The following is a 26,772-nucleotide window of genomic DNA, read 5'->3' as shown; positions in this document are numbered from 1 at the left end:
TTGATTAGTCGGTAAGATGTAAAAAAGCAGCACCGCGCATCCCACCTGCATCCCCATGCCGCGCACGCTCAATGCGCGGCGCGCGGGCAACAGGGAGGAGATGGCGCGGCAGTCTTTCCGCCAGTTGCGTTGTTATTGCCGTAAAGTTCGATAGTCCGCCGCCGATCACCAATAAATCGGGATCGACAATCGTCAGTATATTCCCCAGACAAACCGCCAGTAAATCCAGATAGCGCTCAACATGCGCGTGCGCCTGCTCATCGCCCTGCTCCCACAACGCGATAATCTCCGGCGCCTGCAGCGATTGATCATAATAATGCTGATATAGCCACGCAAACCCGCGCCCGGACAGATAATTCTCAATGCAGCCCATCTGACCGCATCCACAACGGCGGAGAGGAAAATCAAACCCCATCAACGTTAGCGCGTCAACCGGCAAACGCATATGACCAAACTCGCCGGTGATATAGCTCTGACCGGTAATCGGCTTCCCGTTTAGCACCAGGCCACCGCCGACGCCGGTGCCGAGGATAAGCCCCATAACCAAAGGATATTGCGTGAATTCATCATCCCAGGCTTCGGACAAGGCAAAACAGTTAGCGTCATTGTCCAGACGCACATCGCGATCCAGTCGGGCGCTGAGATCGGCGCGCAACGGCTTACCGCTGGCTGCCGGGACATTCGCGGCGTACAGCGTGCCGTCTTCGGTTTCCGGCATACCGGGTATGCCAATCCCTACCGACCCTTTTACGCCAAATCGCTGGTCGGCTTCCTCGACCAGTTCGCATACGGCGTCTAAAAAGGCGCTATAGCTGGTATGGGGCGTGGGAACCCGTTTTTCCCACTGCAGCCGCCGCGTTGAGTCAAATACGCCTAACGCAATCTTTGTTCCGCCAATGTCAAACCCGTAATACATCACCGCTCCTTGTTTTTATATTCCGCGATTACTGGCCGCTCAATACTCGCGCAGGGTCAATGTTGCTCGCCCGCCGCGCCGGATACCAGCTCGCCAGTAAGCTTAACAACAACGCTGTGACCAGTACGTAAACAACGTCCAGCCAATGTAATTCGGATGGCAGGAAGTCGATAAAATAGATATCGCCGGACAAAAACTGATGCCCGATCGCCTTTTCAATCCCATTAATAATGGCGGTAAGCTGAAGCGAAACGACAACGCCGATCGCCACGCCAATCAAGCTGCCCAGCAAGCCCGCCAGTAGCCCGTACCAGACGAAAATGGCACGAATCAAACCATCTTTCGCCCCCAGCGTTCTTAATACCGCAATGTCGCCGCTTTTGTCTTTTACCGCCATCACTAAGGTGGAAACGATATTAAAACAGGCCACGCCGATCACCAGAATCATCGCCAGATACATAATGGCGCGAATCATCTGGATATCGCGATACATATAGCCGTAGGTGCCGATCCAGCTCTTAATGTAGACATAGCTGTTAGTCACTTCACCCGCGTCACGCACCAGTTTGTTCGCATTAAACACGTCGTGGACTTTAAGCGCGATACCGGAAACGCTGGACCCCATATCCAGATACTGCTGCGCATCCTCAAGCGGGATCATGGCGAAGCTGTGATCGAGCTGGCCGCTCAGTTGCAGAATCCCGATGACATGCAAACGCACGCGTTTGGGCTGGAGCAGCTTATGGTCGGCATTCGCATTGGGGATCATGATGGACACCCAGTCGCCCTGTTTCACGTTCAGCGCATCGGCGACGCCTTTACCGATAATGATCTGCTGCTCGCCCGCTTTGAAATGATCCCAGGCGTGATTTTGCACAAATGACGGTAACGCGCTAAGCTGCTGCTCTTGCTTAGGGTCGACGCCTTTAACCTGAATGGCGCGCAAATTGGCCCCGCTCTCTACCAGGCCGGTAAAATTGATATACGGCGCGGCGGCGGCAATGCCTGGCACCTTCTGCACTTTTGCCAGCGCTTCACGCCAGTTGGTCCACGGCTGATTGACCGCTTCAATCTCCCCGTGCGGAACCACCGCCAGAATACGGTTATTCAACTCGCGTTCGAAACCGTTCATCGCGCTTAAACCGACAATCAACACCGCCACGCCCAGCGCGATACCGATGGTAGAAATGACGGAAATGAGCGAAACCATACCGCCGCGCCGCCGTCCACGGCTGAAACGCAAGCCAATTAACAATGATAAAGGCGACGCCATTACTCAGCCCCCATCAGGCTCAGTTCCGCCGTCAGGCGGCCATCGCGCATCTCAAGCTGGCGGCTCATACGTTTCGCCAGTTGCAAATCGTGAGTCACCACCAGAAACGCGGTTCCCTGCAGACGATTTAACTCGCCCAGAAGCTCAAAAATACTGTCGGCATTACGCGCATCGAGATTACCGGTCGGCTCATCCGCCAGCACCAGACGCGGGTTATTCACCAACGCGCGCGCTATCGCGACACGCTGGCGCTCACCGCCGGAAAGTTCCGAAGGTCGATGGGTTGCGCGATGCTCCAGCCCTACGGCGTGCAGCATTTCTCGCGCCCGAGCGTCAATCTCCGCCGGTTTCTTTTTGCCAATCAATAATGGCATCGCCACGTTTTCCAGCGCCGTAAAATCCGGCAGGAGATGATGAAACTGATAGATAAACCCCAGTTTCTGGTTACGTAATTCCGCTTTTGCCGCAGAAGAGAGTTTGCTCATCGGCTGGCCGCTAAAAATCACATCGCCGGAGGTGGGCGTATCCAGCCCGCCTAACAGATGCAGCAACGTACTTTTACCCGAACCGGAACTGCCGACGATCGCCATCATTTCGCCTTCGCCGATACTGAAGCTGACATCGTGCAACACGTCGGTTTGTACGGTGCCTTCCTGATAGCGTTTGCACAGGTTGTCGCATTGCAACAGGATCTTATTCATAACGTAAAGCCTCAGCGGGTTGAGTGGCGGCAGCGCGCCAGGAAGGATAAAGCGTAGAAAGCAGCGCGATGGCCATTGCCACCAGCGCGATAACGATCACCTGTAACGGCTCTATCGCCACGGGCAACGCAGCGCCATCCAGAAACGCGCCGATGATCGGCATCAGGTTATTCAGTTGGCTGGCAAGCAATGCGCCCAGCGCGGCGCCCAACAGCGCGCCGATAATCCCGGCGCTGGCGCCCTGCACCATAAAGACCATCATAATTTGTCGCGGCGTCAGCCCTTGAGTTTGTAAAATCGCCACTTCACCCTGCTTCTCCATAACCATCAGGCCCAACGAAGTAATAATGTTAAAAGCCGCGACCGCCACGATGAGGCTCAGCAACAATCCCATCATGTTCTTTTCCATGCGCACAGCCTGGAACAACTCGCCTTTGCGTTCGCGCCAGTCCTGCCACTTCGTGCCTTGCGGCAGCGTCTGTTGGCTGAGGGTATCGACTTGCAGCGGTTCATCCAGCCACAGACGCCAGCCGGTAATATTGCCTGCCGGATAGCGCATTAAACGCGACGCGTCCTGAATATTGACCAGCATTTCATAGCCATCGACCTCGCTATTGGCGGCAAATGTGCCAATCACCGTAAACAGACGCTGGCTGGGCAGGCGTCCCATTGGCGTAAACTGGCTGGCAGATGGCACCATTAGCCGAATCTGATCGCCGCGGTTGACCCCTAACTGTCCGGCGAGCTGCTCGCCGAGGATGACATTATACTTACCCGGCTGTAATTCGCTTTGCTTCACATTGACCAGATACGGCGTTAACGGATCTTTTTGCGTCGGATCGATACCCAACATCACGCCAACTGCAACGCTACGCGCGCTTTGCAGTACGACATCGCCCGTCGTCAGCGGCGCAATACGGTTAACGCCTTGCAGATTCACCGCTTTTTCCGGCATCTGACTCGGGTTAAGAGAACCATGTTCAGCAGAGAGGATGGCCTGAGGCATCAAACCAAGAATGTTATTTTGCAGTTCGCGCTCAAAACCGTTCATCACCGACAATACCGTGACCAGCGCCATCACCCCCAGGGTAATGCCGATAGTGGAAAGCCAGGAAACGAAGCGACCGAAGCGATCTGCTGCACGCCCGCGCATGTAACGCAGGCCAATGAATAGAGCGACAGGTTGATACATGTAATCCGTCTGGTTGCTGTTAGCAAAGTCCCGAGTATATAAGCGAAAGCGGAATGCGTAAATGTCTGAACCGTAAGAGTTCGTCAGCGTTATTCTGAAAAAGGCCGACAAATCAAGTCACTTACATGTTCATACTTTACCTGTTCGGCGTGTTATGCGGCGGATTCAATTTGCTAATAAACAACGATCGCGGATAATAAAGAACATTGCTTATCAGTCATATGCCCCTGAATACCTGAGTCCTTCATGCTGTCCTGGCGTGCAGCCAACCATGAAGCAGCCTGAAGGGTGACGCGTAGAGTGCGGCGTAAAACAAAAAGAGATACTGACAACCGTTATGCCTGAAAAACAACGTTACACGCTGCCGACAAAAGCGGGCGATCAGCGCCAGTTGGGCGAACTTACCGGTGCCGCCTGCGCTACGCTGGTGGCGGAGATAGCTGAACGCCATGCCGGTCCGGTGGTACTCATAGCGCCTGACATGCAAAATGCTCTGCGATTGCATGATGAAATCCGCCAGTTTACCGATCAGATGGTCATGAACCTGGCGGACTGGGAAACGCTACCGTATGACAGCTTCTCCCCGCATCAGGAAATTATCTCTTCGCGTCTGTCCACGCTCTACCAGTTGCCGTCGATGCAGCGCGGCGTCTTGATTGTACCGGTAAACACCCTGATGCAGCGCGTTTGTCCGCATAGCTATCTGCATGGTCATGCGCTGGTGATGAAAAAAGGCCAGCGGCTGTCCCGCGACGCTCTGCGCGCGCAGCTTGACAGCGCCGGTTATCGGCATGTCGATCAGGTGATGGAGCATGGCGAATACGCGACGCGCGGCGCGCTGTTGGATCTCTTTCCGATGGGCAGCGAACAGCCTTATCGCCTCGACTTTTTTGATGATGAAATCGACAGCCTGCGTCTGTTTGACGCGGATACCCAGCGTACGCTGGAGGAGGTTGAGGCCATCAATTTGTTGCCCGCGCACGAATTTCCTACCGACAAAGCCGCTATTGAGCTTTTCCGTAGCCAGTGGCGCGATACCTTTGAGGTAAAACGCGACGCCGAGCACATCTATCAGCAGGTCAGCAAAGGCACCCTCCCCGCCGGGATCGAATACTGGCAGCCGCTCTTTTTCAGCGAACCGTTACCGCCATTATTTAGCTACTTCCCCGCCAATACTCTGGTGGTGAATACCGGCTCGCTGGAAACCAGCGCCGAACGCTTTCAGGCCGATACGCTGGCGCGTTTTGAAAATCGTGGCGTCGATCCTATGCGCCCGCTTTTGCCGCCGGAAGCCCTCTGGCTACGGGTGGATGAGCTCTTTTCCGAGCTTAAACGCTGGCCTCGCCTCCAGCTTAAAACCGACCACCTGCCGGAAAAAGCCGCCAATACCAATCTCGGTTTCCAGAAATTACCGGATTTGGCTATCCAGGCGCAGCAGAAAGCGCCGCTGGACGCGCTGCGTAAGTTCCTCGAATCTTTCAGCGGTCCGGTGATTTTTTCTGTGGAAAGCGAAGGACGCCGCGAAGCGCTGGGAGAGCTCCTGGCCCGCATAAAAATCGCGCCGAAGCGGATATTACGCCTGGACGAGGCGCAGGATGCGGGACGCTATCTGATGATTGGCGCCGCAGAACATGGTTTTATCGACACCCAACGCAATCTGGCGCTGATTTGCGAAAGCGATCTCCTGGGTGAACGGGTCGCGCGTCGCCGCCTGGATTCCCGTCGTACGATCAACCCGGATACGTTGATTCGTAACCTGGCGGAGCTCCACGTCGGTCAACCGGTAGTGCATCTGGAGCACGGCGTCGGACGCTATGCCGGCATGACCACTCTGGAGGCTGGCGGCATCAAGGGTGAGTATCTGATGCTCACCTACGCCAATGACGCCAAACTGTATGTGCCGGTTTCCTCATTGCATCTGATTAGCCGCTATGCCGGCGGCGCGGAAGAAAGTGCGCCGCTGCATAAACTGGGTGGCGACGCCTGGTCGCGCGCCCGGCAGAAAGCGGCGGAAAAAGTGCGCGATGTCGCAGCGGAACTGTTGGATATTTATGCGCAACGGGCGGCAAAAGAGGGGTTTGCCTTTAAGCATGATCGTGAGCAGTATCAGTTATTCTGCGACAGCTTCCCGTTTGAAACGACGCCCGATCAGGCACAGGCGATTAACGCCGTATTGAGCGATATGTGCCAACCGCTGGCGATGGACAGGCTGGTGTGCGGCGACGTCGGCTTCGGCAAAACCGAAGTGGCGATGCGCGCCGCGTTCCTGGCGGTGGAAAACCATAAACAGGTAGCGGTACTGGTGCCGACCACGCTGCTGGCGCAGCAACACTATGACAACTTCCGCGACCGTTTCGCCAACTGGCCGGTACGCATTGAGATGCTGTCCCGCTTTCGCAGCGCCAAAGAGCAGACGCAAATCCTGGCGGAAGCCGCCGAGGGTAAGATCGATATTCTGATCGGTACGCATAAACTGCTACAAAGCGATGTGAAGCTACGCGACCTCGGCCTGCTGATTGTCGATGAAGAGCACCGTTTCGGCGTGCGCCACAAAGAGCGAATTAAGGCGATGCGCGCCGATGTCGATATTCTGACGCTCACGGCGACGCCGATCCCGCGGACGCTGAATATGGCGATGAGCGGTATGCGCGATCTCTCTATTATCGCCACCCCCCCTGCCCGTCGTCTGGCGGTAAAAACCTTTGTCCGCGAGTATGATAGCCTGGTGGTAAGGGAAGCGATTCTGCGTGAAATCCTGCGCGGCGGTCAGGTTTACTATTTGTACAATGACGTCGAAAATATTCAGAAAGCCGCAGAGCGGCTGGCGGAACTGGTGCCGGAAGCGCGAATCGCTATAGGCCACGGGCAGATGCGTGAACGTGAGCTAGAACGGGTCATGAACGATTTCCACCATCAACGTTTTAACGTGCTGGTGTGTACTACCATTATCGAAACGGGGATCGACATTCCCACCGCTAACACGATCATCATTGAACGCGCGGATCATTTCGGCCTCGCGCAGTTGCACCAGCTGCGTGGCCGCGTTGGGCGCTCGCACCACCAGGCCTACGCCTGGCTGTTGACGCCACATCCTAAGGCCATGACCACCGATGCGCAAAAACGGCTGGAGGCGATTGCGTCGCTGGAGGATTTAGGCGCCGGGTTTGCGCTGGCGACCCACGATCTGGAGATCCGCGGCGCGGGCGAACTGCTTGGCGAAGAGCAAAGCGGCTCAATGGAAACCATTGGCTTCTCACTCTACATGGAACTGCTGGAAAACGCCGTTGATGCGCTGAAAGCAGGCCGCGAACCCTCGCTGGAAGATCTCACCAGTCAGCAAACGGAAGTCGAGCTGCGAATGCCGTCGTTACTGCCAGATGATTTTATTCCGGATGTTAATACCCGGCTGTCATTCTATAAACGCATTGCCAGCGCAAAGAACGAAAACGAGCTGGAAGAGATCAAAGTGGAATTGATCGACCGCTTCGGCCTGCTGCCCGATCCGGCGCGTAATCTGCTGGATATCGCACGCCTGCGCCAACAGGCGCAAAAGCTCGGCATCCGAAAACTGGAGGGTAACGAGAAAGGCGGAACGATTGAGTTCGCCGAGAAAAACCACGTTGACCCCGCCTGGCTTATCGGGTTGCTGCAAAAACAGCCGCAGCATTTCCGTCTGGATGGCCCGACGCGCCTCAAGTTTATTCAGGATTTAAGCGAACGTAAAACGCGTATAGACTGGGTACGCCAGTTCATGCAGCAACTGGAAGAAAACGCTATTGCATAAGCGTCAGGCCGGGCGTCATTACTCTGCGTCCGGCCTAATCTTTACAAATTCTTTGCACTTCCCTGCAGTTCCAGACACAGCCAACCGCCATAATTCTTATTTCCTCTTTTATAAAAATAACCACATAATAATCATGGGTTTATTATAATGTTCAACAATACGCGACTCTCTCGCTGGTGGGCGTTGCTTGCGCTTACCGCGACCATCATGCTTGCCCTTCCCGCGCAGGCGAATACGTGGCCTCTTCCGCCCCCCGGCAGTCGACTGGTGGGAGAAAATAAATTCCATGTCGTTGAAGACGACGGCGGCTCGCTGGAGGCGATCGCCAAAAAATATAACGTGGGCTTTTTAGCCCTGTTACAGGCCAACCCTGGCATTGATCCTTACGTGCCACGCGCAGGCAGCGTGCTGACGATTCCGCTGCAAACGCTGCTACCGGACGCGCCACGTGAAGGTATCGTCATTAACCTCGCGGAATTACGGCTTTACTATTATCAACCGGGGAAAAATACGGTCACGGTCTACCCTATCGGGATTGGCCAACTGGGCGGCGATACCCTGACGCCAACGATGGTGACGACCATTTCGGATAAACGCGCCAATCCAACCTGGACGCCGACCGCCAATATTCGCGCCCGTTATAAAGCGCAAGGCATCGATCTCCCCGCCGTGGTGCCTGCCGGTCCCGATAACCCAATGGGGCATCACGCGATTCGTTTAGCGGCCTACGGCGGCGTCTATCTGTTACATGGCACGAATGCCGATTTTGGCATTGGTATGCGCGTCAGTTCCGGCTGTATCCGTCTGCGCGACGGTGATATAGAGACATTGTTCCGTCAGGTCACGCCGGGAACCAAAGTGAATATAATCAATACGCCGATTAAAGCCTCGGTGGAGCCAGGCGGCGTGCGACTGGTGGAAGTTCATCAGCCGCTGTCTAAAAATATAGGCGACGATCCACAGGTGCTGCCGATTGTGCTGAATGGCCCGATGCAGGCCTTTAAGGACGCGCCGCAGACCGATGCTGCGGTGATGGAACATGTTATGGAAGTGCGTTCCGGAATGCCGGTGGATGTAACCCGTCAATCAGAGGCGAAACCGCAGTCGCTGTAAGCGTGAATAGCTGACCGACAAAAAAGCCTCGCGATGCATCGCGAGGCTTTCTCTTTTTATTGTGGCAATCGCAGCGGCATTAATGAGGGTTAATGCTTACTTATAGATTACCGCCGTACCGTGGAGGGTATTCGGGCCGGTAACAGAGGTAATACGGAAAGACTTCGCCCCCATCTCCTGCGCTTTTTGCGCCAGCTGATCTTCCAGCGAGCCCAGATTCGTGCCGCCATTCGCGGAAATGGTGCCGAACTTCTGTTGACCTTCTGGCGTTGCCTGAACTTCAACGGCGGCGAAGCTGGCGAATGAGAGCGAACTCAGTACCGCAGCAGCGATGAGGGTTTTTACGTTTTTCATAGTGATGACCTTTAGCAGATGAATGGGTGTCGTAAGCATTAACTTAACGATCGATAAATTAATCATAGATGTGATCTACATCACACGTCAACCTCTTTTTATAATGATCGTTATATAATTTATAAAGATGTTATTTTTCATGTGAATAGAATTGATTTATTTTTCTAATGAATACTCTGGAGCCAGAAGTGGTTTGTTTTTATAATAGAGAGACCGCTCTTTAAACAGGTACAACGGCATCATGACAACGGATACCACGAGTTGCGCGAAGAAAAGCCGTGGCCGACCAAAAGTGTTCGACAGGGAAGCCGCGCTTGATAAGGCCATGACTCTCTTCTGGCAGCACGGCTATGAAGCAACTTCGCTTGCCGATCTCGTAGAGGCTACCGGGGCGAAAGCGCCTACTCTCTATGCGGAATTCACTAATAAAGAAGGATTATTTCGCGCTGTACTGGATCGCTACATCACTCGCTTTGCCTCAAAGCACGAAGCCCAGCTCTTTTGTGAAGAGAAAAGCGTGGAATCGGCGCTGGAAGATTACTTCACAGAAATTGCCGCCTGCTTTACCAGTACAGACACGCCGGCTGGCTGCTTTATGATTAATACGTCCGCCACCCTCGCCGCCTCCTCGCGCGATATCGCCCGCACGGTAAAATCACGCCACGCCATGCAGGAACAGACGCTCATCCAGTTTCTGCGCCAACGTCAGGAGCGCGGTGAAATTCCGGCGCACTGTAACCCGCAGGCGCTCGCGGAATATATAAACTGTATTTTACAGGGAATGTCGATCAGCGCCCGTGAAGGAGCCACCTTCGAACAACTGATGCAAATTACGCGTACGACTCTGCGCATCTGGCCTGAACTACTCAAGTCCTGAACGACGCGGCTTCGGATAAAAAAAGCCCCTCAGCCTGAGCGAATGAGGGGCTAACTTGCAGAGTACAGCTTTTTTATGCTTTGTTATTCAGAACCAGTTGGCCATTGCCGTCGAGGGGAATTTGCGTTCCGGGGTCTTTATCCATGCGGATTTTGCCCTGCTGATCGCCAATTTTGTAGGTCACGTCGTAGCCAAGCATCTTTTCAGATTTGTCATACACCGTCTTACAGCGTTGCTGAGTGGTAGTGTAAGTATCACTTTCCTGCATTGATCCCTGGATTTGATTGCCAGCATAACCGCCGCCCAGCGCCCCGACGACCGTCGCCACATCTTTACCACGACCGCCGCCAAATTGATGTCCAATCACGCCGCCTGCTACTGCGCCAAGCACCGAGCCGGCAATACGGTTTTCGTCCTGAACCGGTCTGCGATGCGTGACCGTGACATTACGGCACTCCTGACGCGGCGTTTTTACCGTCTCTTTAATCGGTTTAGCCGATATCACCTGCGCATATTGCGGACCACGATCAAATACGTTGAGACTGGCCACTGCCGCCACACCCAGCGCAGCCGCTACGCCAATCCCTATACCCGCCAACATTGATTTATTCACGGGAGTTCCTCCTTCGTTGCTATTGGTAACAATTTTGCAACCAGTATGCGAACAAAGCCAATCGGAATGAGGATGAAAAATGCGGGATGAGGCGGTAAAGCTGAAGGATTCGGACAACTCCGAAGCAAGTGATGGAGAAGCGCTCACCGGCGAGCAGCCGGTGAGGCGCAGAGAAATTAATGCAGTTTCAGGCGCGGACGAATGACGCGGTTAATACTGCCCACCAGCATCATCAGGCCGGTTTTAAAGTATCCATGCAGCGCTATCTGGTGCATACGGTATAGCGAGATATACACGAAGCGGGCGATACGTCCTTCAATCATCATTGAACCGCGGGTCAGGTTCCCCATCAGACTACCCACGGTAGAGAAGTTGGACAGAGAGACCAGCGATCCATGATCTTTATACTGGTAAGCTTTCAGCGGTTTGCCATTCATCTGCGCCAGAATGTTATTCATCGCGCAGGTAGCCATCTGATGCGCCGCCTGAGCGCGAGGCGGCACAAAACCTCCCTCCGGACGTGCGCAGGAAGCGCAGTCGCCAATCGCATAAATATCAGGATCGCGCGTGGTTTGCAGCGTCGGTTCCACCACTAGTTGGTTAATGCGGTTCGTTTCCAGACCACCAATCTCTTTCATAAAATCTGGCGCTTTGATACCCGCCGCCCACACCATCAGATCGGCCTGAATATATTCACCTTCTTTCGTATGCAGACCGCCTTCGTCGGCGCTGGTGACCATAGTTTGCGTCAGCACGCGAACGCCCAGTTTGGTCAGTTCATTATGCGCGGCGCTGGAGATACGCGGCGGCAACGCAGGCAGAATACGCTCGCCAGCCTCAACCAACGTCACGTTCAGCGCGTCGTTGGTCAGCCCCTTATAACCATAGCTATGCAGCTGTTTTACCGCATTATGCAGTTCAGCCGACAGCTCAACCCCCGTCGCACCACCGCCAACGATGGCGATATTGACCTTACCGTTCGCGCCCAGATTAGCCGAATACTTGAGGAACAGGTTCAGCATCTCCTGGTGAAAACGGCGCGCCTGATGCGGGTTATCGAGGAAGATACAGTGCTCTTTCACGCCCGGCGTGTTGAAATCATTAGAGGTGCTGCCCAGCGCCATCACCAGCGTGTCATACGCGATTTTGCGCTCCGGCACCAGCAGTTCGCCCTTTTCATCACGCAACTCGGCAATAGTGATGGTTTTCGCTTCGCGATCGATATCCATCACCGACCCCAGCTGGAACTGGAAACCATGATTACGCGCATGAGCCAGATAGCTCAGCGCATCCACGCCTTCGTCCAGAGAGCCAGTCGCCACTTCGTGCAGCAATGGTTTCCACAGATGGCTGTGATTTCTGTCTACCAGCGTGATTTTCGCTTTTTTCTTGCGCCCCAGTTTATGGCCTAACTGCGTCGCCATTTCCAGCCCGCCAGCGCCGCCGCCGACAATCACGATCTTTTTTAATGGTGTAGTCAACGTGACCCCCTTAAATTTATTAACCAATTGTTAATTAAAAGTTATTAGTATAGCCTTTAATTAACAACAAGTTACGTTAATGAGAATAAGCTTCTGATATGAGAATAGCATGAACGGTGCATTGGTCATACCAAAATTGATGTGCATCAAGTTTTCATGCTGAAAAGATAGACAGTTTGCGAGAATTGAGCATAAAAAAACCAGCCGCAAGGCTGGTTATCCGGTCACTGATAACGCCATATTGCCGGATGGCGTTATCCCAGCGTTTTAAACGCTTTGATACGTTGCAAGTGCGGCGAAATATTTTTGAATTTGTGAGTCTGTTCCTCATCCCACACAATTTCATAATACGGGTGAAGCGCTTGCGCTGAGCGTTGGCTGTCCAGCGCTTCGTCATGACGCGAGAGGATCACCAGACAACGATCGCGATTTTTTTCGCGAAAGTTGGTCACGCACTTTGTAGCGATGTCCGCATATTCTTCCGGGCGATCGATTTTCCCCTCCATGTTTTCATAGGGGAACAGGTTCGGGTTAAAAACCACCTGACGGATATCGCACAAAAAGCCAATCCGCTCCGCCCAGTAACCGCCCAGCCCCACGCCACAGATTAAAGGGCGCTCGTCCACATTCAACTGCAACATTTTGTCCACTTCTTTCAGCAGATGCTGCATATCGTGCTTAGGATGCCGCGTACTGTAGCTTACCAGCCGAACATCCGGGTCGATAAACTGTAATTGCAACACTTTTTCATGGTTGCCCGGACTATTTGAATCAAAACCGTGTAAATAAATAATCATCTGGCACCCTCACGAAAACTCGAGTTAATGACCTGCTTTTTCTTCCTGCCAGCGTTCATGTAACTGGTTGAGCTGGGCGCTGGCTGTTTTCCAGCGTGCTGAGTCCATGAGCTCCCGGCGTGAAAATGAACCTTTATGATACAAACGTGTAACACGCTCTGCTTTGATCGGCGACAGATTATCCAGCACGCTGACTGCGCCTTTACGATTATTGCAGACCAGAATCATATCGCAACCCGCATCCAGCGACGCCTGAGCGCGCTCAGCATAGCTGCCCATAATCGCCGCGCCCTCCATCGACAGATCGTCGGAGAAAATGACGCCGTCAAAGCCTAACTCCTGACGCAGCACCGTTTTCAGCCAGTACGGCGAACCGCTTGCCGGGCGTGGATCGATAGCGCGGTAGATTACGTGGGCAGGCATAATCGCATCCAGTTTATTCTCACTAATCAGCGCGCGGAACACCGACATATCTTTGCCACGGATGTCCGTTTCAGGACGTGGATCGCACGGCGTCTCTTTGTGGGAGTCCGCCGTGACCGCGCCGTGGCCGGGGAAATGCTTACCGGTCGTTTTCATCCCGGCGTCATGCATACCGTCAATAAAGCGTGTTGCCATTGCCAACGCTTTTGCGGGATCGGCATGATAAGAACGCTCGCCAATTGCCGCGCTGATATGCCCGACATCCAGCACTGGCGCAAAACTGATATCAATATCCATCGCGATCATTTCGCTGGCCATCAGCCACCCTGCCTCCTGCGCCAGTCGCCCCCCCTCTTCCAGCCCATGCAGCGCAAAAAAAGATTGCGCCGCGGGCAGGCGGGTAAACCCTTCACGGAAACGCTGTACGCGCCCGCCTTCCTGATCGACGGCCACCACCAGATGGTTACGCGATGCCGCCCGAATCTGGCGCACTAATTCGCGCAGCTGTTCCGGGTCATGGTAATTACGCGTGAACAGAATAAGCCCGCCAACCAGCGGATGCGCCAGTATCTCGCGCTCCTCCGCATCCAGCTCACATCCTTCGACATTCAACATTACTGGGCCCACACTGCTCTCCTTATCCTTTCATACGTAGCTGGCGCCAGGTTTCATCGGCCAGCCTGATAAATTGTTGCTCGCCGGTTTGTCGCCAGCGGTATTCGAACCACCCTGCTTTTAGCATAATGACCCAAGGGTGCCATAATCGTATCTGTCGCCATAGCTGCCGGGCGTCGATTCGCGCGCGCGCGGCATAAGCGTCTGCCAGTTGTCGGTGCTGGCGTTCATCCTCAACCCATACTGCCGCCAGCTCCAACGCAATATCGCCGTCGCCGGCATACTCCCAGTCAATCAGTCTCAACCCAGCGGTCGTTAATACTATATTGTCGCCATGGACATCCATATGCAAAGGCGCGAGCCGCAGCGGGCGAGGTTCACCGTTTTTTTGCAACTGTTTGAGCCGCCGCAACCAAAACGGCGTACGCCTTGCCGGATCGCAACACGACCAGTACTGCGCCAATAGTGGCGATAGCGCGATACGCCAGCCAAAACGCGGCTGTTGATGCAAATGATACAGTAAGGCCGCCAGTTCGTCGGCATCTGGCAGAGCGGAATTTACCACACCATGCAGATATTCTACCGCCATCCAGCCCGGCGTATAAAAAAGCGCTCGCGGCGCCAGACTGGCCGGCAATTGGGATAAGGCGCGGTAATGACGTAAAAAATGGGCTGGTGGAGCGTCGGGGTCGTGATGACGGCGCAGCACGACACGGTGAGTATCGTGGGCAATAATACAGCTCCCGCCGCTTAGCCCCTGCGATGCGGCGACGGCGGGACGATACTGGGGAAAATAGCGCGACAGGATCTCGTCGCGCGTTAAGGGATTATTGTTGTTGGACCGCACCTTTACCTGACCAGATTATCTCGCCAGTTTGCACCAGCATTAACTGCATCTGTAATGCAGGCGCGTTAACGTTACCGGATGCGCTGGAGTAAAGTACATATTGCGCCCCGACATTGCGCGCAATGCCAATAGCTTTACTGCGCGTTCCCAGACTATCCTGCGGAGACAATCCTAACTGCTGTTTTGCCATCGAGAGTTGCTGTACGGACACCAGCGTAAATTTACCGTTGTTCGCCAGCGCATTACGTAACGTTTCCGTTGCCTCGTTCGCATTTAACGACCCATTCGTCCGGTTATTCACGCTGTCGACAAGCAATACGCTTCCGGCCGTCACGCCATCAGCCTGCAACATTTTGCTGACCAGCGGTTGCATCGCGCCGTTCCAGTCATAGTGGCGCACCTTAGGCGCTGGCTGGCCCGTTTGATCTTCATGTTCGATCGGCCCCGGTTGCTGTGGAATCGTTGGCACAGACGGCACAACAGGAGGCTGCGGCGGCTGCGCGGGTTGTTCTGGCGCTGGTTTTACCTCTTCAACTGGCGCAGGTTGACGTTGCGCCATACACCCGGAGAGAAATATCGCCAGCGCAGCGATGGCGGCGTAGCGATGCATTTTTGTCATCAAAATTCACTCCTCACAAATAAAGATAAAGCCTGACCTTATGCGCCCCCAGATAATTGGCGCTGCCAAATAGCGTTACCGACGAACGCGCGGGTATGGTTACGCTACGCGGCGCCTCCAGCGGATGCATCTCCAGCCCCCGCGCGTCATACCAGTAAAACCGATAATGAACGGTTATGGGCTCTTGCCTTTCGTTATAGACGCGGGAAGAGGCTGATGGCTGGATATCAGACGCCGTCAGTTCAGGCGGCTCTGCGGTGACGCCCGCCGCCAGAACCGTGGACTCCATCACCAGCGACTGCGCGTCGCTTACCGGAATTTCAGGGTGTGACCGGCAGCCGGTAAGCAGCAGCAAGCCCAGAGAAACCGCGATGCATCCTTTGATCATACTTACAAGCCTTTATGCGCCAGCATCGGGCCTAGCGGGCGGCCGCCCAGTAGGTGCATATGGATATGATAAACCTCCTGGCCCCCATGACGGTTGGTATTCATGATTAAACGATACCCATCTTCGGCAATGCCTTCCTGTTCGGCGATTTTCGCCGCCACGGTGATCATCCGACCTAACGCCTGTTCATGTTCCGCCGTCACGTCATTGACGGTTGGGATCAGGATATTGGGAATAATCAAGATATGCGTCGGCGCCTGCGGTGAAATATCACGAAAGGCGGTGACCAGCTCATCCTGATAAACGATATCCGAAGGGATTTCACGACGAATAATTTTGCTGAATATAGTTTCTTCTGCCACGACGTTTTCCTTTTTCATAATAGCCCTTGCAGCGCACATGCTACGCCGAGCCATACTGCGAGTATAGAGTATGAGCGAGTTACCGACGCTCTTTCAACTTTAACCCACGATTTATTAAGCGAAAAATGACTACATGCTGGACTTACCGCCATATCCCCCTGCCATGACGCCTTTGTACGCTTAAAAAATATTTCTAGTTTCCCTGTTTATACCGTTTTACACATTTAATACAAATGCGTATATTTCTCATTTGCATTTTTATGCGCATTAACTAGCAAAGAATGAAAAGGTTCAACGTCATACGTCCTGAACTTACCCCAATAACAAGCAAGGATTTTCAGATGTCTTTCATTCAATACCGCCGGGACAAACACCTTCCGTCCACCGCCGCACCGTCGCTGTTAGCTATGGGTATGGCGATGGCATTTATGCCTGCCGCCTTCGCGGCTTAGGATACCGTTATTGTCGAAGGCGCGACGACCGCTGACGCCGTAAACCGTGAAGAACAGGATTACAGCGTGAAAACGACCGCAGCGGGCACCAAAATGCCGATGACTCAGCGCGATATCCCGCAGTCGGTCAGTATTGTCAGCCAACAGCGTATGGAAGACCAGCAGTTGCAAACCCTGGGCGAGGTGATGACCAATACGCTGGGGATCAGCGGAAGCCAGGCTGACTCCGATCGCATCAGCTATTACTCGCGCGGGTTTGAAATTGACAACTATATGGTTGACGGTATTCCAACGTATTTTGAGTCCCGCTGGAATCTGGGCGATGCGCTAACGGATACCGCGCTGTATGAGCGCGTGGAGGTGGTTCGCGGCGCGAATGGGCTGATGACCGGAACCGGCAATCCTTCTGCCTCAATTAATATGATCCGTAAACACGCCACCAGTCGGGAGTTCAAAGGTAACGTCTCCACAGAATACGGTAGCTGGAATAAGCAGCGTTACGTCATGGATCTGCAAAGTCCGCTCACCGCAGACGGTAATGTCCGTGGGCGCATCGTGGCGGGTTATCAGAATAATGATTCCTGGCTGGACCGCTATAACAGTGAGAAAGCGTTCTTTTCCGGAATTATCGATGCCGATCTGGGGGCAACTACCAGCCTTTCAGCCGGTTATGAATATCAAAAAATTGATGTCAACAGCCCGACCTGGGGCGGTCTGCCGCGCTGGAACACCGATGGCAGCAAAAATAGCTATGACCGCGCGCGTAGTACCGCCCCGGACTGGGCTTATAACAATAAAGAGATAAATAAATTCTTCGTCACGCTTAAGCAGCGTTTTGCCGAAAGCTGGCAGGCGACCCTGAATGCGACCCATACTGAGGTCAAATTCGACAGTAAAATGATGTATATCGATGCGTTAGTGGATAAAGAGACAGGTACGCTGGTGAGTCCTTATGGCGCAAGCTACCCCGTGGTCGGCGGTACGGGCTGGAACAGCGGCAAGCGCAAAGTAGATGCCATAGATCTCTTTGCCGATGGCGCTTATGAGCTGTTTGGCCGTCAGCACAATATGATGTTTGGCGGCAGTTATAGTAAACAGAATAACCGCTATTTTAGCGCCTGGGCGAACGTCTTTCCGGACGACATTGGCAACTTCAGCGCCTTTAACGGTAATTTCCCCCAAACCCACTGGGCGCCACAAAATCTGGCGCAGGACGATACCACGCATATGAAATCGCTGTATGCCGCTACGCGCATTTCGCTGGCCGACCCGCTGCATCTGATTCTCGGCGCTCGTTATACCAACTGGCGTGTTGATACACTGACCTACAGCATGGAGAAAAACCATACCACGCCGTATGCCGGGCTGATTTATGATATCAACGACAACTGGTCCGCTTATGCCAGTTATACCTCTATCTTTCAGCCGCAGAATAAACGCGACAAAGCGGGTCAATATCTGGCTCCGATTACCGGTAATAACTATGAAGCGGGTCTGAAGTCCGACTGGATGAACAGTCGCCTCACCACCACGTTGTCCGTGTTCCGCATTGAGCAGAATAACGTCGCTCAGGCAACCACTATTCCCATCCCTGGCAGTAATGGGGAGTTTGCCTGGAAGTCTACTGACGGAACGGTGAGCAAAGGCGTCGAATTTGAAGTGAACGGCGCAATTACCGATAACTGGCAGATGACTTTCGGGGCTACCCGGTATGTTGCCGAGGACAATGAAGGTAACGCCGTGAACCCTAATCTTCCGCGCACCAGCGTGAAGTTATTCACCCGCTATCGTCTGCCGGCGATACCGGAGCTGACGGTCGGCGGCGGCGTGAACTGGCAGAATCGGGTTTACAAAGATACCACGACGCCGTACGGCACTTTCCGCGCCGAACAGGGCAGCTATGCGCTGGTCGATCTGTTTACCCGCTATCAGGTGACGAAAAATTTCTCCGTACAGGGAAACATCAACAACCTGTTCGATAAAACCTACGACACCAATATTGATGGTTCCATTGTTTACGGCGCGCCGCGTAACGTCAGCCTCACCGCCAATTATCAGTTCTGACAGACTGTCGGAGAGCGGCATGTAAAGCGCCATTAAAAAAGGCAGCCGAATGGCTGCCTTAATTCTCCCCAACATCATTACTGCTTAGCTGTTACGGATGTACTCATCCATTTCCGTTTTCAGGTTATCGGATTTCGTACCGAAAATAGCCTGAACGCCGGAACCCGCGACGACAACGCCTGCCGCGCCCAGTTTCTTCAGGCCAGCCTGATCCACTTTCGCTACATCGGCTACGCTCACGCGCAGACGCGTGATACAGGCATCCAGGTTAGTGATGTTCTCTTTACCGCCAAACGCCGCAACCAAAGCCGGCGCCATTTCGCTGGTCGCGCCCGCTTTTGCGTCATCAGTAGTGTCTTCACGACCCGGCGTTTTCAGATCCAGCGCTTTGATCAACACGCGGAACACGGTGTAGTACACAATCGCATAACCGGCACCAACAATCGGGAACAGCCACAATTTGCTGCTGTTACCGGACAGCACGATAAAGTCGATCAGACCGTGGGAGAACGACGTACCGTCACGCATCCCCAGCAGGATACAGATCGGGAATGCCAGACCTGCCAGAATCGCGTGAATAATGTACAGGATCGGCGCCACGAACATGAAGGAGAACTCGATAGGCTCGGTAATACCCGTCAAAAACGAGGTCAGCGCGGCGGAAATCATGATACCGCCCACTTTTGCGCGGTTTTCCGGTTTAGCAGAGTGCCAGATAGCAATGGCCGCAGCCGGCAGACCGTACATTTTGAACAGGAAGCCGCCAGACAACATACCCGCCGTCGGGTCGCCCGCCATATAGCGCGGAATGTCGCCGTGGAATACCTGACCCGCGGCGTTGGTGTATTCGCCGATCTGCATCTGGAAAGGAACGTTCCAGATATGATGCAGACCAAACGGCACCAGGCAACGCTCGATAAAACCGTAAATACCAAACGCGACAACCGGGTTCTGATAAGCCGCCCACTGCGAGAACGCCTGGATAGCCGTACCGACTGGCGGCCATACGAAAGACAGCACCACACCGGTAAAAATAGCGGCCAGACCCGAAATGATCGGCACGAAGCGTTTGCCCGCAAAGAAGCCCAGATACTCAGGCAGTTTGATGCGGTAGAAGCGGTTAAACATATACGCTGCGATCGCACCGGAGATAATCCCCCCGAGAACACCCGTATCAGCAAGGTGTTTAGCGGCGATCTCTTCAGCAGGTAAATGCAGAACCAGCGGCGCAACCACAGCCATGGTTTTCACCATGATGCCATACGCTACTACCGCCGCCAGAGCCGAAACGCCGTCGTTGTTGGTGAAGCCCAACGCCACGCCGATAGCGAAAATCAGCGGCATATTGGCAAAAACAGATCCGCCCGCTTCTGCCATAACGTGCGATACAACGGCTGGCAGCCAGCTGAAGTTAGCGGAACCGACACCCAGCAGGATACCTGCGATAGGGAGTACGGATACCGGCAGCATCAGCGATTTACCGACCTTTTGCAGGTTAGCAAATGCATTCTTAAACATAATTGAGAGTGCTCCTGAGTATTTGTGCTTTTCTACGTTCTCACGCATTGGCGAGGGGGGAGAACCCCGCCGTGGACAGGACATCTAAGTGCCCTTTTATTTATTACACAGAGTAAAATAAATACGTCTGATTTTGTTTGACGGCTATCACGTTTCAGCGCCAGATAGCCTAAAAAGTATCACATTCTGCCAAAATGAGTTTCCGAATGTTTCCAGAAGCTCGTTCACCGCCCCTTTTGTGGCGGTGAACTTTACGCGCTTTGCTTATTAATTACGAGCTTTAAAAAAACTCGTTTAACGGATTGATGACAGGCGAGACGCGTCAATATGGAACAGGCGAGCAAAGTTATCGGTGGTGATCTGCGCCAGTTCTTCAACGGCAACCCCTTTCAATACCGCCATATATTCTGCGACGTCGCGTACCATCGCAGGCTGGTTCTCTTTACCGCGATGCGGCACCGGCGCCAGATAAGGAGAATCGGTCTCGACTAATAACCGATCCAGCGGCACATAGCGCGCCGCATCACGCAACTGTTCAGCGTTACGGAACGTTACGATGCCGGAAAAAGAGATATAAAACCCCAGATCCAGCAATTTGCCGGCCGTTTCTCTGTCTTCTGTAAAACAGTGTAGTACGCCGCCGCAATCCGTCACTTTTTCTTCGCGCAGGATAGCCAGCGTATCGGCACGCGCGTCGCGAGTATGGACAATCACCGGTTTATGCAATTCGCGGCCAATCTGGATATGATGAATAAAAGACGCCTGCTGGCGGATTTTGGTCTCAGGCGTGTAAAAGTAATCAAGCCCGGTCTCGCCCATCGCCACCACATCGTCTTCTGCAGCAAGGAGGCGCAGTTCTTCTACGTCATATGCTTCATCCTGATTTAACGGATGCACGCCGCAGGAAAAGACCACATTATCGCGCTTGCCCACCAGCTTGCGCATATGGCGATACCCCGGCAGCGTCGTCGCCACCGCTAAACAGAACTTCACATCGCGCGCGGCGGCTTTCGCCAGCACATCGTCCACGTCCTTATGCAAAGATTGATAATCCAGACCATCAAGATGGCAGTGTGAGTCGACTAAAAACATAATGTCTCTCTCAAAGATGAGGAACAGGCAACAAGGTGCCTGGTTGCAGGTAATGCTCGATGCGGAGAATGAGATCGGTTAATACCAGTTCGCGGTTTAATCCGGTCACATGAAGTAATTGATCACGACAATGGCAAACATCGTTCAGGATTGCCTGAATACGCGCCGGGGATAGCGGCCCCGCCAGCGCGGCAACAACCGCGTCCGCATCAACGTTTGTCAGGTACGACGCGCCGTGCTGACGTTTCAGCGCGTCTACCAGCAGCGTCGCCAGCCAGTGCAGGCGCGCCGGGGCTTGCTCATGATTGAGCGCCGTTAATAACGCATACCAGTCGCCCGTATGCAAACTGTCCATTAACGCCTGACACAGCGCCTCACGCTGCGCCCAGCGTTCAGACTGCAACAGCGCCAGCGCGGCGCCGGGCGACCCCGCATTCAGACGTAGCGCCGTGAGCAATGCTTCTTGTGACGCCGTCACTTCTCGCGACAGCCATGACATCGCATACGATTCGGACGGCGGCGCCAGATGATGCAGCCGGCAGCGGCTGCGTAATGTCGCCAACAGACGAGCAGGCTCCGGGCTGGCAAGGAAAAACCAGGTTTGCTCCGGCGGCTCTTCCAGCGTTTTGAGCAACGCATTGGCGGCGGCGTCGGTTAATAGCGCCGCATCCGCAATCCACACCACCTTCGCGCCGCCCAGACGGGAGTGCTCGTACAATTTCTCGCTGACCTCGCGTACCGCATCTACGCCGAGGCTGCTTTTGCCTTTATCCGGCGTCAGCGTGTAATAGTCCGGATGCGTGCCAGCCTGCATAAGCTGACAGCCACGGCAATGCCCACAGCTTTTGTGGCCCTCAGGCTGCTGGCATAACAGATAACGGCTCAGCGCATAGCACAGCGCCTCGTCGCCCATGCCAGGTAAGGCCTGAATCAGTAGCGCATGGTGCCCACGTCCCGCCTGGTAACTTTCTACCAGTTTTTCATAGGCGGGCCGTAACCATGGATACCATTTCATGCCGCTTGCTCCTGCACCCACTTCGTCACCGTGGCGCGAATGTCGCGCATGACGGCATCCAGCGGCTGGGTCGCGTCAATGGTGCGGATACGCGAGTCTTGCGCCGCCAGTTCCAGATAGCGCGCGCGAGTCCGGTTAAAGAAATCAAAAGATTCCTGCTCAATGCGATCCAAATCGCCGCGCGCTCTGGCGCGTTTTAGCCCGACTTCCGGCGTGACATCCAGATACAGCGTCAGGTCAGGGCGAAAATCGCCCAGCACGGCATCGCGTAGTGTCGCCAGCATGGTTTGATCAATGCCGCGCCCTCCCCCCTGATACGCCTGGGTCGAGAGATCGTGGCGATCGCCGATCACCCATATGCCTTGCGCCAGCGCGGGTTTGATTACCGTTTCGACGAGCTGTACGCGAGCGGCATAAAACATCAGCACTTCCGCTTTATCGGTAATCACTTCGTCGCCTACCGATCGAATATCCAACACCAGACTTCTTAGTTTTTCGGCAAGCTGCGTACCGCCCGGCTCACGGGTAAAAATCATATTACGAATACCCAGTTGCTCAAGGGTCTCCACCACCACGTCGCGCGCAGTGGTTTTTCCGGCGCCTTCCAGGCCCTCGATGACGATATAATTACTGCCCATTTTTTTCCTTAAGCACTTTCAGGTACTCCTGCACTGACCGATTATGGCTGGCAAGATTGGTGTTAAATGTGTGACCGCCTTTACCGTCGGCCACAAAATAGAGATACGGCGTTTTCGCCGGATGCGCCGCCGCCTGCAATGACGCTTCGCTGGGCGATGCAATCGGTCCTGGCGGCAGCCCGGTTATGGTATACGTGTTATAAGCCGTCGGCTTTTCCAGATCCGCACGCGACAAGTTACCATTATAACTCGTCCCCATCCCGTAAATCACGGTGGGATCGGTCTGAAGGCGCATACCGATTCTCAGGCGATTAATAAAGACTGAGGCCACCTGATCGCGTTCGCTGGCTACAGCCGTCTCTTTTTCAATAATCGAGGCCATTGTCACCAGTTGGTTCTGATCTTTATAAGGCAGCCCCTCGGCCCGGCCTTTCCAGACAGTATCGACAGCTTTCACCATCTTTTGGTGCGCTCGCTTGAGAATAGCGACATCGCTGGTGTTGGCGGTATACATCCAGGTATCGGGCCAGAACCACCCTTCTACCCATTCCGGATGCGCAAGCTTTAATGCCTGAGCGACAGTGGCGTAGTCATCATCCGGCAATGTATGGCGAATATACGGCGCCTCTCGTAGCTGTTTCAGGTAATCGCTAAGGCGCATCCCTTCCACAAACCGCAACGGGAATTGCGCTTCTTTGCCGCTCTCCAGCAACTCAAGCATCTCCCGTACGGTCATCCCCGGCGTAAAACGGTAAGTTCCTGCTTTAAAGTGCGATAACTCAGGCTCCACGCGCAGCAGCCACTGAAATACCCGGGGGCGGTTAATGATTTTTTCATCATAAAGCTGGTCGCCAAGCGCCAGCCGCCCGGTTCCCGCCTTGAGCGTAAAGATAGTCTCGTTTTTAATAAGTAACGTGCTGTTCGCCAGATGGCGAACTTTCCACATCCCCACGCCCGCAGCAATACCCAGCACAACCAACAGCAGAAGGAAAACGCCTGACAATTTTTTCATAACTAATTCGGATGCTCACAAAATGGGGCTAAAAATTGAAACAGTGTTCGCGAAGAATACGACGTCCCGTGATAGGCGCGTATGGGAATAATCGGCATTAGCGCGTTGCAGATGATAATCTCATCCGCCTGCCTGACTGCCTCCTCTCTCGCCTGTACTTCAAGAACCTGGAAAGGAGATTGCGCCAGTTGGCGTAAACAAAATTGTCGCATAATGCCGTTCACCCCGGCCTGATCCAGACGCGGCGTAAAAACAATGTCGCCTGTACGCCAGAACAAATTAGCCGCACAGCATTCCGTAACCCATCCCTCGCTGTCAAGAACCAGCGCCTCATCGGCGTCCGTCTGCTCAAGATGAGAGCGAATCAACACCTGTTCGAGGCGGTTCAGATGTTTTAATCCGGCAAGATAAGGATTGCGCCCAAGCGGTATGGGACTAAGGGTAAGAGTGATGCCTTGCTTACGCCACTGAGAATAATAAGCGGGATAAGCAGAAACGGAGAGGATTCGGGTAGCTGCCTGACAATTCGTGGCGCTGTATCCCCGGCCGCCGCTGCCACGGCTAATGATCACTTTCAACACGCCTGAATCATGCCCTGTGGCCAACATTGTCATCTCTTGCCGAAGGGTCGCCCAATGGCTAAAAGCGATCCGTAATTTTTCACAGGCAACCTGCAAGCGCTGAAGATGCGCTTCCAGATGGCAAATGTTGCCATCAACAATACGTGCGGTCGTAAAACTGCCATCGCCGAACTGCGTCGCCCGGTCGCTTACAGCAAGTTGATCCTGCGCATGGCCATTAATTAAAAACATAGTGGCTCCTTATCCGTCGCCTGCTAGTGTGGCAGGATGAATAACGCAGAACAAGAGGTGATATGCCTGATAAAAAAGGCCCGACAAGCGGACCTTTTTATTAATGTCTGTCTCTGGCTTAACTTAGATCTTTTTAAAAATCAAGGAACCGTTAGTTCCGCCAAAGCCAAAGGAGTTACACAGAGCGTACTCCAGATCGCTGACCTGGCGCGCTTCATGCGGCACGAAGTCCAGATCGCAACCTTCATCCGGGTTATCCAGATTAATGGTTGGCGGAATGGCCTGATCGCGTAGCGCCAGAATAGAGAAAATAGACTCTACTGCGCCTGCGGCGCCCAACAGATGGCCGGTCATCGATTTGGTCGAGCTCACCATCACTCGGCTTGCAGCATCGCCAAAGACTGACTTAACTGCCTGCGTCTCAGCTTTGTCGCCGGCAGGCGTCGACGTGCCGTGCGCGTTGACGTAGCCAATCTGAGCAGGCTCAATCGCGGCATCACGCAACGCGTTAACCATCGCCAGCGCAGCGCCTGCGCCATTTTCCGGCGGCGACGTCATATGGTAAGCATCGCTGCTCATACCAAAGCCGACGATTTCAGCATAGATTTTCGCACCACGCGCTTTTGCATGTTCGTACTCTTCAAGCACCAACATACCGGCACCGTCGCCCAATACAAAACCATCGCGTTCTTTATCCCACGGACGGCTCGCCGCCTGTGGGTTATCGTTGCGGGTCGACAGCGCGCGCGCTGCGCCAAAACCACCTACGCCCAGCGGCGTACTGGCTTTTTCTGCGCCACCTGCCACCATCGCGTCCGCATCGCCATAGGCGATGATACGCGCGGCATGGCCGATGTTATGCACGCCTGAAGTACAGGCAGTCGCAATAGAGATGCTTGGCCCACGCAGGCCATACATGATAGTCAGATGGCCTGCTACCATGTTAACAATCGTCGACGGGACAAAGAACGGGCTAATCTTACGCGGTCCGCCTTTTACCAGCGAACTGTGGTTTTCTTCGATCAGACCGAGACCACCGATACCGGAGCCGATAGCGGCGCCAATACGGCTTGCGTTCTCTTCCGTCACTTCAAGGCCAGAATCCTGCATGGCCTGTACGCCAGCGACAATTCCATATTGAATGAAGGCATCCATCTTGCGCTGTTCTTTGCGCGAGATAATGTCATCACAGTTAAAATCCTTTACTAAGCCAGCAAATTTCGTTGCATAGGCGCTAGTATCGAAATGGTCGATCAGGCTGATGCCACTCTGACCGGCAAGGAGAGCTTTCCAGGTAGACTCTACGGTATTGCCGACAGGAGACAACATGCCCAGTCCGGTCACAACTACACGACGCTTAGACACGGTTGTCCTCCAGGGAGGGAAAATGATTCTAGTGGGACAAAAAGATAAAACTCAGGCGGTCGAACGACCGCCTGGAGATGTTCACTTACGCCTGGTGGCCGTTGATGTAATCAATGGCAGCCTGAACGGTGGTGATTTTCTCAGCTTCTTCGTCCGGAATCTCAGTATCAAACTCTTCTTCCAGAGCCATTACCAGCTCAACGGTGTCAAGAGAATCTGCGCCCAGGTCTTCAACGAAAGAAGCATTGTTGGTTACTTCTTCCTGCTTAACGCCCAGCTGTTCGCCGATAATTTTCTTAACGCGTTCTTCGATAGTGCTCATACTCTTAAATTTCCTATCAAAACTCGCTTTCGCGATGGTTTTCGTAGTGTATAAAATGTTGAAAAATTTGCAACTAAATCCCGGCAGGTCTTACCACGATTTTACGTTATTTTGCGGCCTTTCGCCC

24 protein-coding genes and 1 pseudogene are annotated in these 26,772 nt (G+C 53.9%); 4 read left to right on the top strand and 21 right to left on the bottom strand.

What is annotated here, in order from left to right; translation table 11 throughout:
- Positions 1–4: 4 nt before the first annotated feature.
- The 4 genes from nagK to lolC are packed head-to-tail and all read right to left on the bottom strand — an operon-like array spanning position 5 to position 4,082.
- A complete protein-coding gene (gene nagK / locus ACLJRS_RS02110; RefSeq protein ID WP_000291338.1) occupies positions 5–916 on the bottom strand; it encodes an N-acetylglucosamine kinase in 912 nt (303 codons plus the stop codon).
- Between the two features lie 28 nt (positions 917–944).
- A complete protein-coding gene (lolE, locus tag ACLJRS_RS02105; RefSeq protein WP_000168091.1) occupies positions 945–2,189 on the bottom strand; it encodes a lipoprotein-releasing ABC transporter permease subunit LolE in 1,245 nt (414 codons plus the stop codon).
- Positions 2,189–2,890, bottom strand: coding sequence for a lipoprotein-releasing ABC transporter ATP-binding protein LolD (lolD, locus tag ACLJRS_RS02100; protein WP_001033714.1), 702 nt, complete (start codon positions 2,888–2,890; stop codon positions 2,189–2,191). The genes lolE and lolD overlap by 1 nt, the downstream gene beginning before the upstream one ends.
- Positions 2,883–4,082, bottom strand: a complete 1,200-nt coding sequence (gene lolC / locus ACLJRS_RS02095) for a lipoprotein-releasing ABC transporter permease subunit LolC (protein ID WP_001670457.1) — start codon at positions 4,080–4,082, stop codon at positions 2,883–2,885. The genes lolD and lolC overlap by 8 nt, the downstream gene beginning before the upstream one ends.
- A gap of 337 nt (positions 4,083–4,419) precedes the next feature.
- Between lolC and mfd the strand changes: the two genes are divergently transcribed.
- The gene (mfd, locus tag ACLJRS_RS02090; RefSeq protein ID WP_001114323.1) at positions 4,420–7,866 is read left to right on the top strand and encodes a transcription-repair coupling factor; all 3,447 of its coding nucleotides are present in this window, start codon (positions 4,420–4,422) and stop codon (positions 7,864–7,866) included.
- A 147-nt stretch (positions 7,867–8,013) separates the two neighbouring features.
- Positions 8,014–8,979 carry a L,D-transpeptidase family protein gene (locus ACLJRS_RS02085; RefSeq protein WP_000482969.1) on the top strand — a complete coding sequence of 322 codons (966 nt, stop codon included), beginning with the start codon at positions 8,014–8,016 and terminating at the stop codon, positions 8,977–8,979.
- A gap of 96 nt (positions 8,980–9,075) precedes the next feature.
- On the opposite strand, the gene bhsA is transcribed toward ACLJRS_RS02085, so the two are convergent.
- On the bottom strand, positions 9,076–9,333 hold the full coding sequence (bhsA, locus tag ACLJRS_RS02080; RefSeq protein ID WP_000800159.1) for a multiple stress resistance protein BhsA: 258 nt from the start codon (positions 9,331–9,333) through the stop codon (positions 9,076–9,078).
- A gap of 241 nt (positions 9,334–9,574) precedes the next feature.
- On the opposite strand from bhsA, the gene comR reads away from it, so the two are divergent.
- A complete protein-coding gene (gene comR / locus ACLJRS_RS02075) occupies positions 9,575–10,210 on the top strand; it encodes a TetR family copper-responsive transcriptional repressor ComR (RefSeq protein ID WP_000205986.1) in 636 nt (211 codons plus the stop codon).
- Positions 10,211–10,283: 73 nt separating this feature from the next.
- On the opposite strand, the gene ACLJRS_RS02070 is transcribed toward comR, so the two are convergent.
- The 8 genes from ACLJRS_RS02070 to hinT form a co-directional block, all read right to left on the bottom strand.
- Positions 10,284–10,823 carry a glycine zipper 2TM domain-containing protein gene (locus ACLJRS_RS02070; RefSeq protein WP_001043449.1) on the bottom strand — a complete coding sequence of 180 codons (540 nt, stop codon included), beginning with the start codon at positions 10,821–10,823 and terminating at the stop codon, positions 10,284–10,286.
- Positions 10,824–10,999: 176 nt separating this feature from the next.
- Positions 11,000–12,304: an NADH-quinone dehydrogenase gene (ndh, locus tag ACLJRS_RS02065; RefSeq protein ID WP_000211053.1), complete on the bottom strand. Its 1,305-nt coding sequence runs from the start codon at positions 12,302–12,304 to the stop codon at positions 11,000–11,002.
- 254 nt (positions 12,305–12,558) lie between these two features.
- The gene (ycfP, locus tag ACLJRS_RS02060) at positions 12,559–13,101 is read right to left on the bottom strand and encodes an alpha/beta hydrolase YcfP (protein ID WP_000587945.1); all 543 of its coding nucleotides are present in this window, start codon (positions 13,099–13,101) and stop codon (positions 12,559–12,561) included.
- 24 nt (positions 13,102–13,125) lie between these two features.
- Positions 13,126–14,151, bottom strand: a complete 1,026-nt coding sequence (nagZ, locus tag ACLJRS_RS02055) for a beta-N-acetylhexosaminidase (RefSeq protein ID WP_000529339.1) — start codon at positions 14,149–14,151, stop codon at positions 13,126–13,128.
- 10 nt (positions 14,152–14,161) lie between these two features.
- On the bottom strand, positions 14,162–14,986 hold the full coding sequence (thiK, locus tag ACLJRS_RS02050) for a thiamine kinase (protein WP_001257335.1): 825 nt from the start codon (positions 14,984–14,986) through the stop codon (positions 14,162–14,164).
- Positions 14,967–15,605, bottom strand: a complete 639-nt coding sequence (gene lpoB / locus ACLJRS_RS02045) for a penicillin-binding protein activator LpoB (protein WP_000164359.1) — start codon at positions 15,603–15,605, stop codon at positions 14,967–14,969. Before lpoB ends, thiK begins: the two co-directional genes overlap by 20 nt.
- Positions 15,606–15,618: 13 nt before the next feature.
- On the bottom strand, positions 15,619–15,993 hold the full coding sequence (locus ACLJRS_RS02040; protein ID WP_000589563.1) for a YcfL family protein: 375 nt from the start codon (positions 15,991–15,993) through the stop codon (positions 15,619–15,621).
- Between the two features lie 2 nt (positions 15,994–15,995).
- On the bottom strand, positions 15,996–16,355 hold the full coding sequence (gene hinT, locus ACLJRS_RS02035) for a purine nucleoside phosphoramidase (RefSeq protein ID WP_001532068.1): 360 nt from the start codon (positions 16,353–16,355) through the stop codon (positions 15,996–15,998).
- Positions 16,356–16,696: 341 nt separating this feature from the next.
- On the opposite strand from hinT, the pseudogene fhuE reads away from it, so the two are divergent.
- Positions 16,697–18,871: pseudogene (fhuE, locus tag ACLJRS_RS02030) on the top strand (ferric-rhodotorulic acid/ferric-coprogen receptor FhuE).
- 84 nt (positions 18,872–18,955) lie between these two features.
- Here fhuE and ptsG read toward each other — a convergent pair.
- From ptsG to acpP, 8 genes are all read right to left on the bottom strand, one after another.
- Positions 18,956–20,389, bottom strand: a complete 1,434-nt coding sequence (gene ptsG, locus ACLJRS_RS02025) for a PTS glucose transporter subunit IIBC (RefSeq protein WP_000475708.1) — start codon at positions 20,387–20,389, stop codon at positions 18,956–18,958.
- A gap of 294 nt (positions 20,390–20,683) precedes the next feature.
- Positions 20,684–21,481 (bottom strand): metal-dependent hydrolase, encoded by a 798-nt coding sequence (locus ACLJRS_RS02020; RefSeq protein WP_000480277.1) that lies wholly within the window; start codon positions 21,479–21,481, stop codon positions 20,684–20,686.
- A gap of 10 nt (positions 21,482–21,491) precedes the next feature.
- Positions 21,492–22,496, bottom strand: coding sequence for a DNA polymerase III subunit delta' (gene holB, locus ACLJRS_RS02015; protein ID WP_000872450.1), 1,005 nt, complete (start codon positions 22,494–22,496; stop codon positions 21,492–21,494).
- Positions 22,493–23,134, bottom strand: coding sequence for a dTMP kinase (gene tmk / locus ACLJRS_RS02010; protein WP_000535396.1), 642 nt, complete (start codon positions 23,132–23,134; stop codon positions 22,493–22,495). The genes holB and tmk overlap by 4 nt, the downstream gene beginning before the upstream one ends.
- A complete protein-coding gene (gene yceG, locus ACLJRS_RS02005) occupies positions 23,124–24,146 on the bottom strand; it encodes a cell division protein YceG (RefSeq protein WP_000736459.1) in 1,023 nt (340 codons plus the stop codon). Before yceG ends, tmk begins: the two co-directional genes overlap by 11 nt.
- A gap of 2 nt (positions 24,147–24,148) precedes the next feature.
- On the bottom strand, positions 24,149–24,958 hold the full coding sequence (gene pabC / locus ACLJRS_RS02000) for an aminodeoxychorismate lyase (RefSeq protein WP_000478656.1): 810 nt from the start codon (positions 24,956–24,958) through the stop codon (positions 24,149–24,151).
- 123 nt (positions 24,959–25,081) lie between these two features.
- Positions 25,082–26,323: a beta-ketoacyl-ACP synthase II gene (fabF, locus tag ACLJRS_RS01995; protein ID WP_000044664.1), complete on the bottom strand. Its 1,242-nt coding sequence runs from the start codon at positions 26,321–26,323 to the stop codon at positions 25,082–25,084.
- An 85-nt stretch (positions 26,324–26,408) separates the two neighbouring features.
- Positions 26,409–26,645: an acyl carrier protein gene (acpP, locus tag ACLJRS_RS01990; RefSeq protein WP_000103754.1), complete on the bottom strand. Its 237-nt coding sequence runs from the start codon at positions 26,643–26,645 to the stop codon at positions 26,409–26,411.
- Between the last annotated feature and the right edge of the window lie 127 nt (positions 26,646–26,772).

It is taken from the genome of Salmonella sp. SAL00670 (assembly GCF_046552235.1).
Taxonomy (GTDB): Bacteria; Pseudomonadota; Gammaproteobacteria; order Enterobacterales; family Enterobacteriaceae; genus Salmonella; species Salmonella enterica.
Note: the sequence above shows the minus strand (reverse complement) of the source record. Positions and strands in the feature narration are given on the sequence as shown.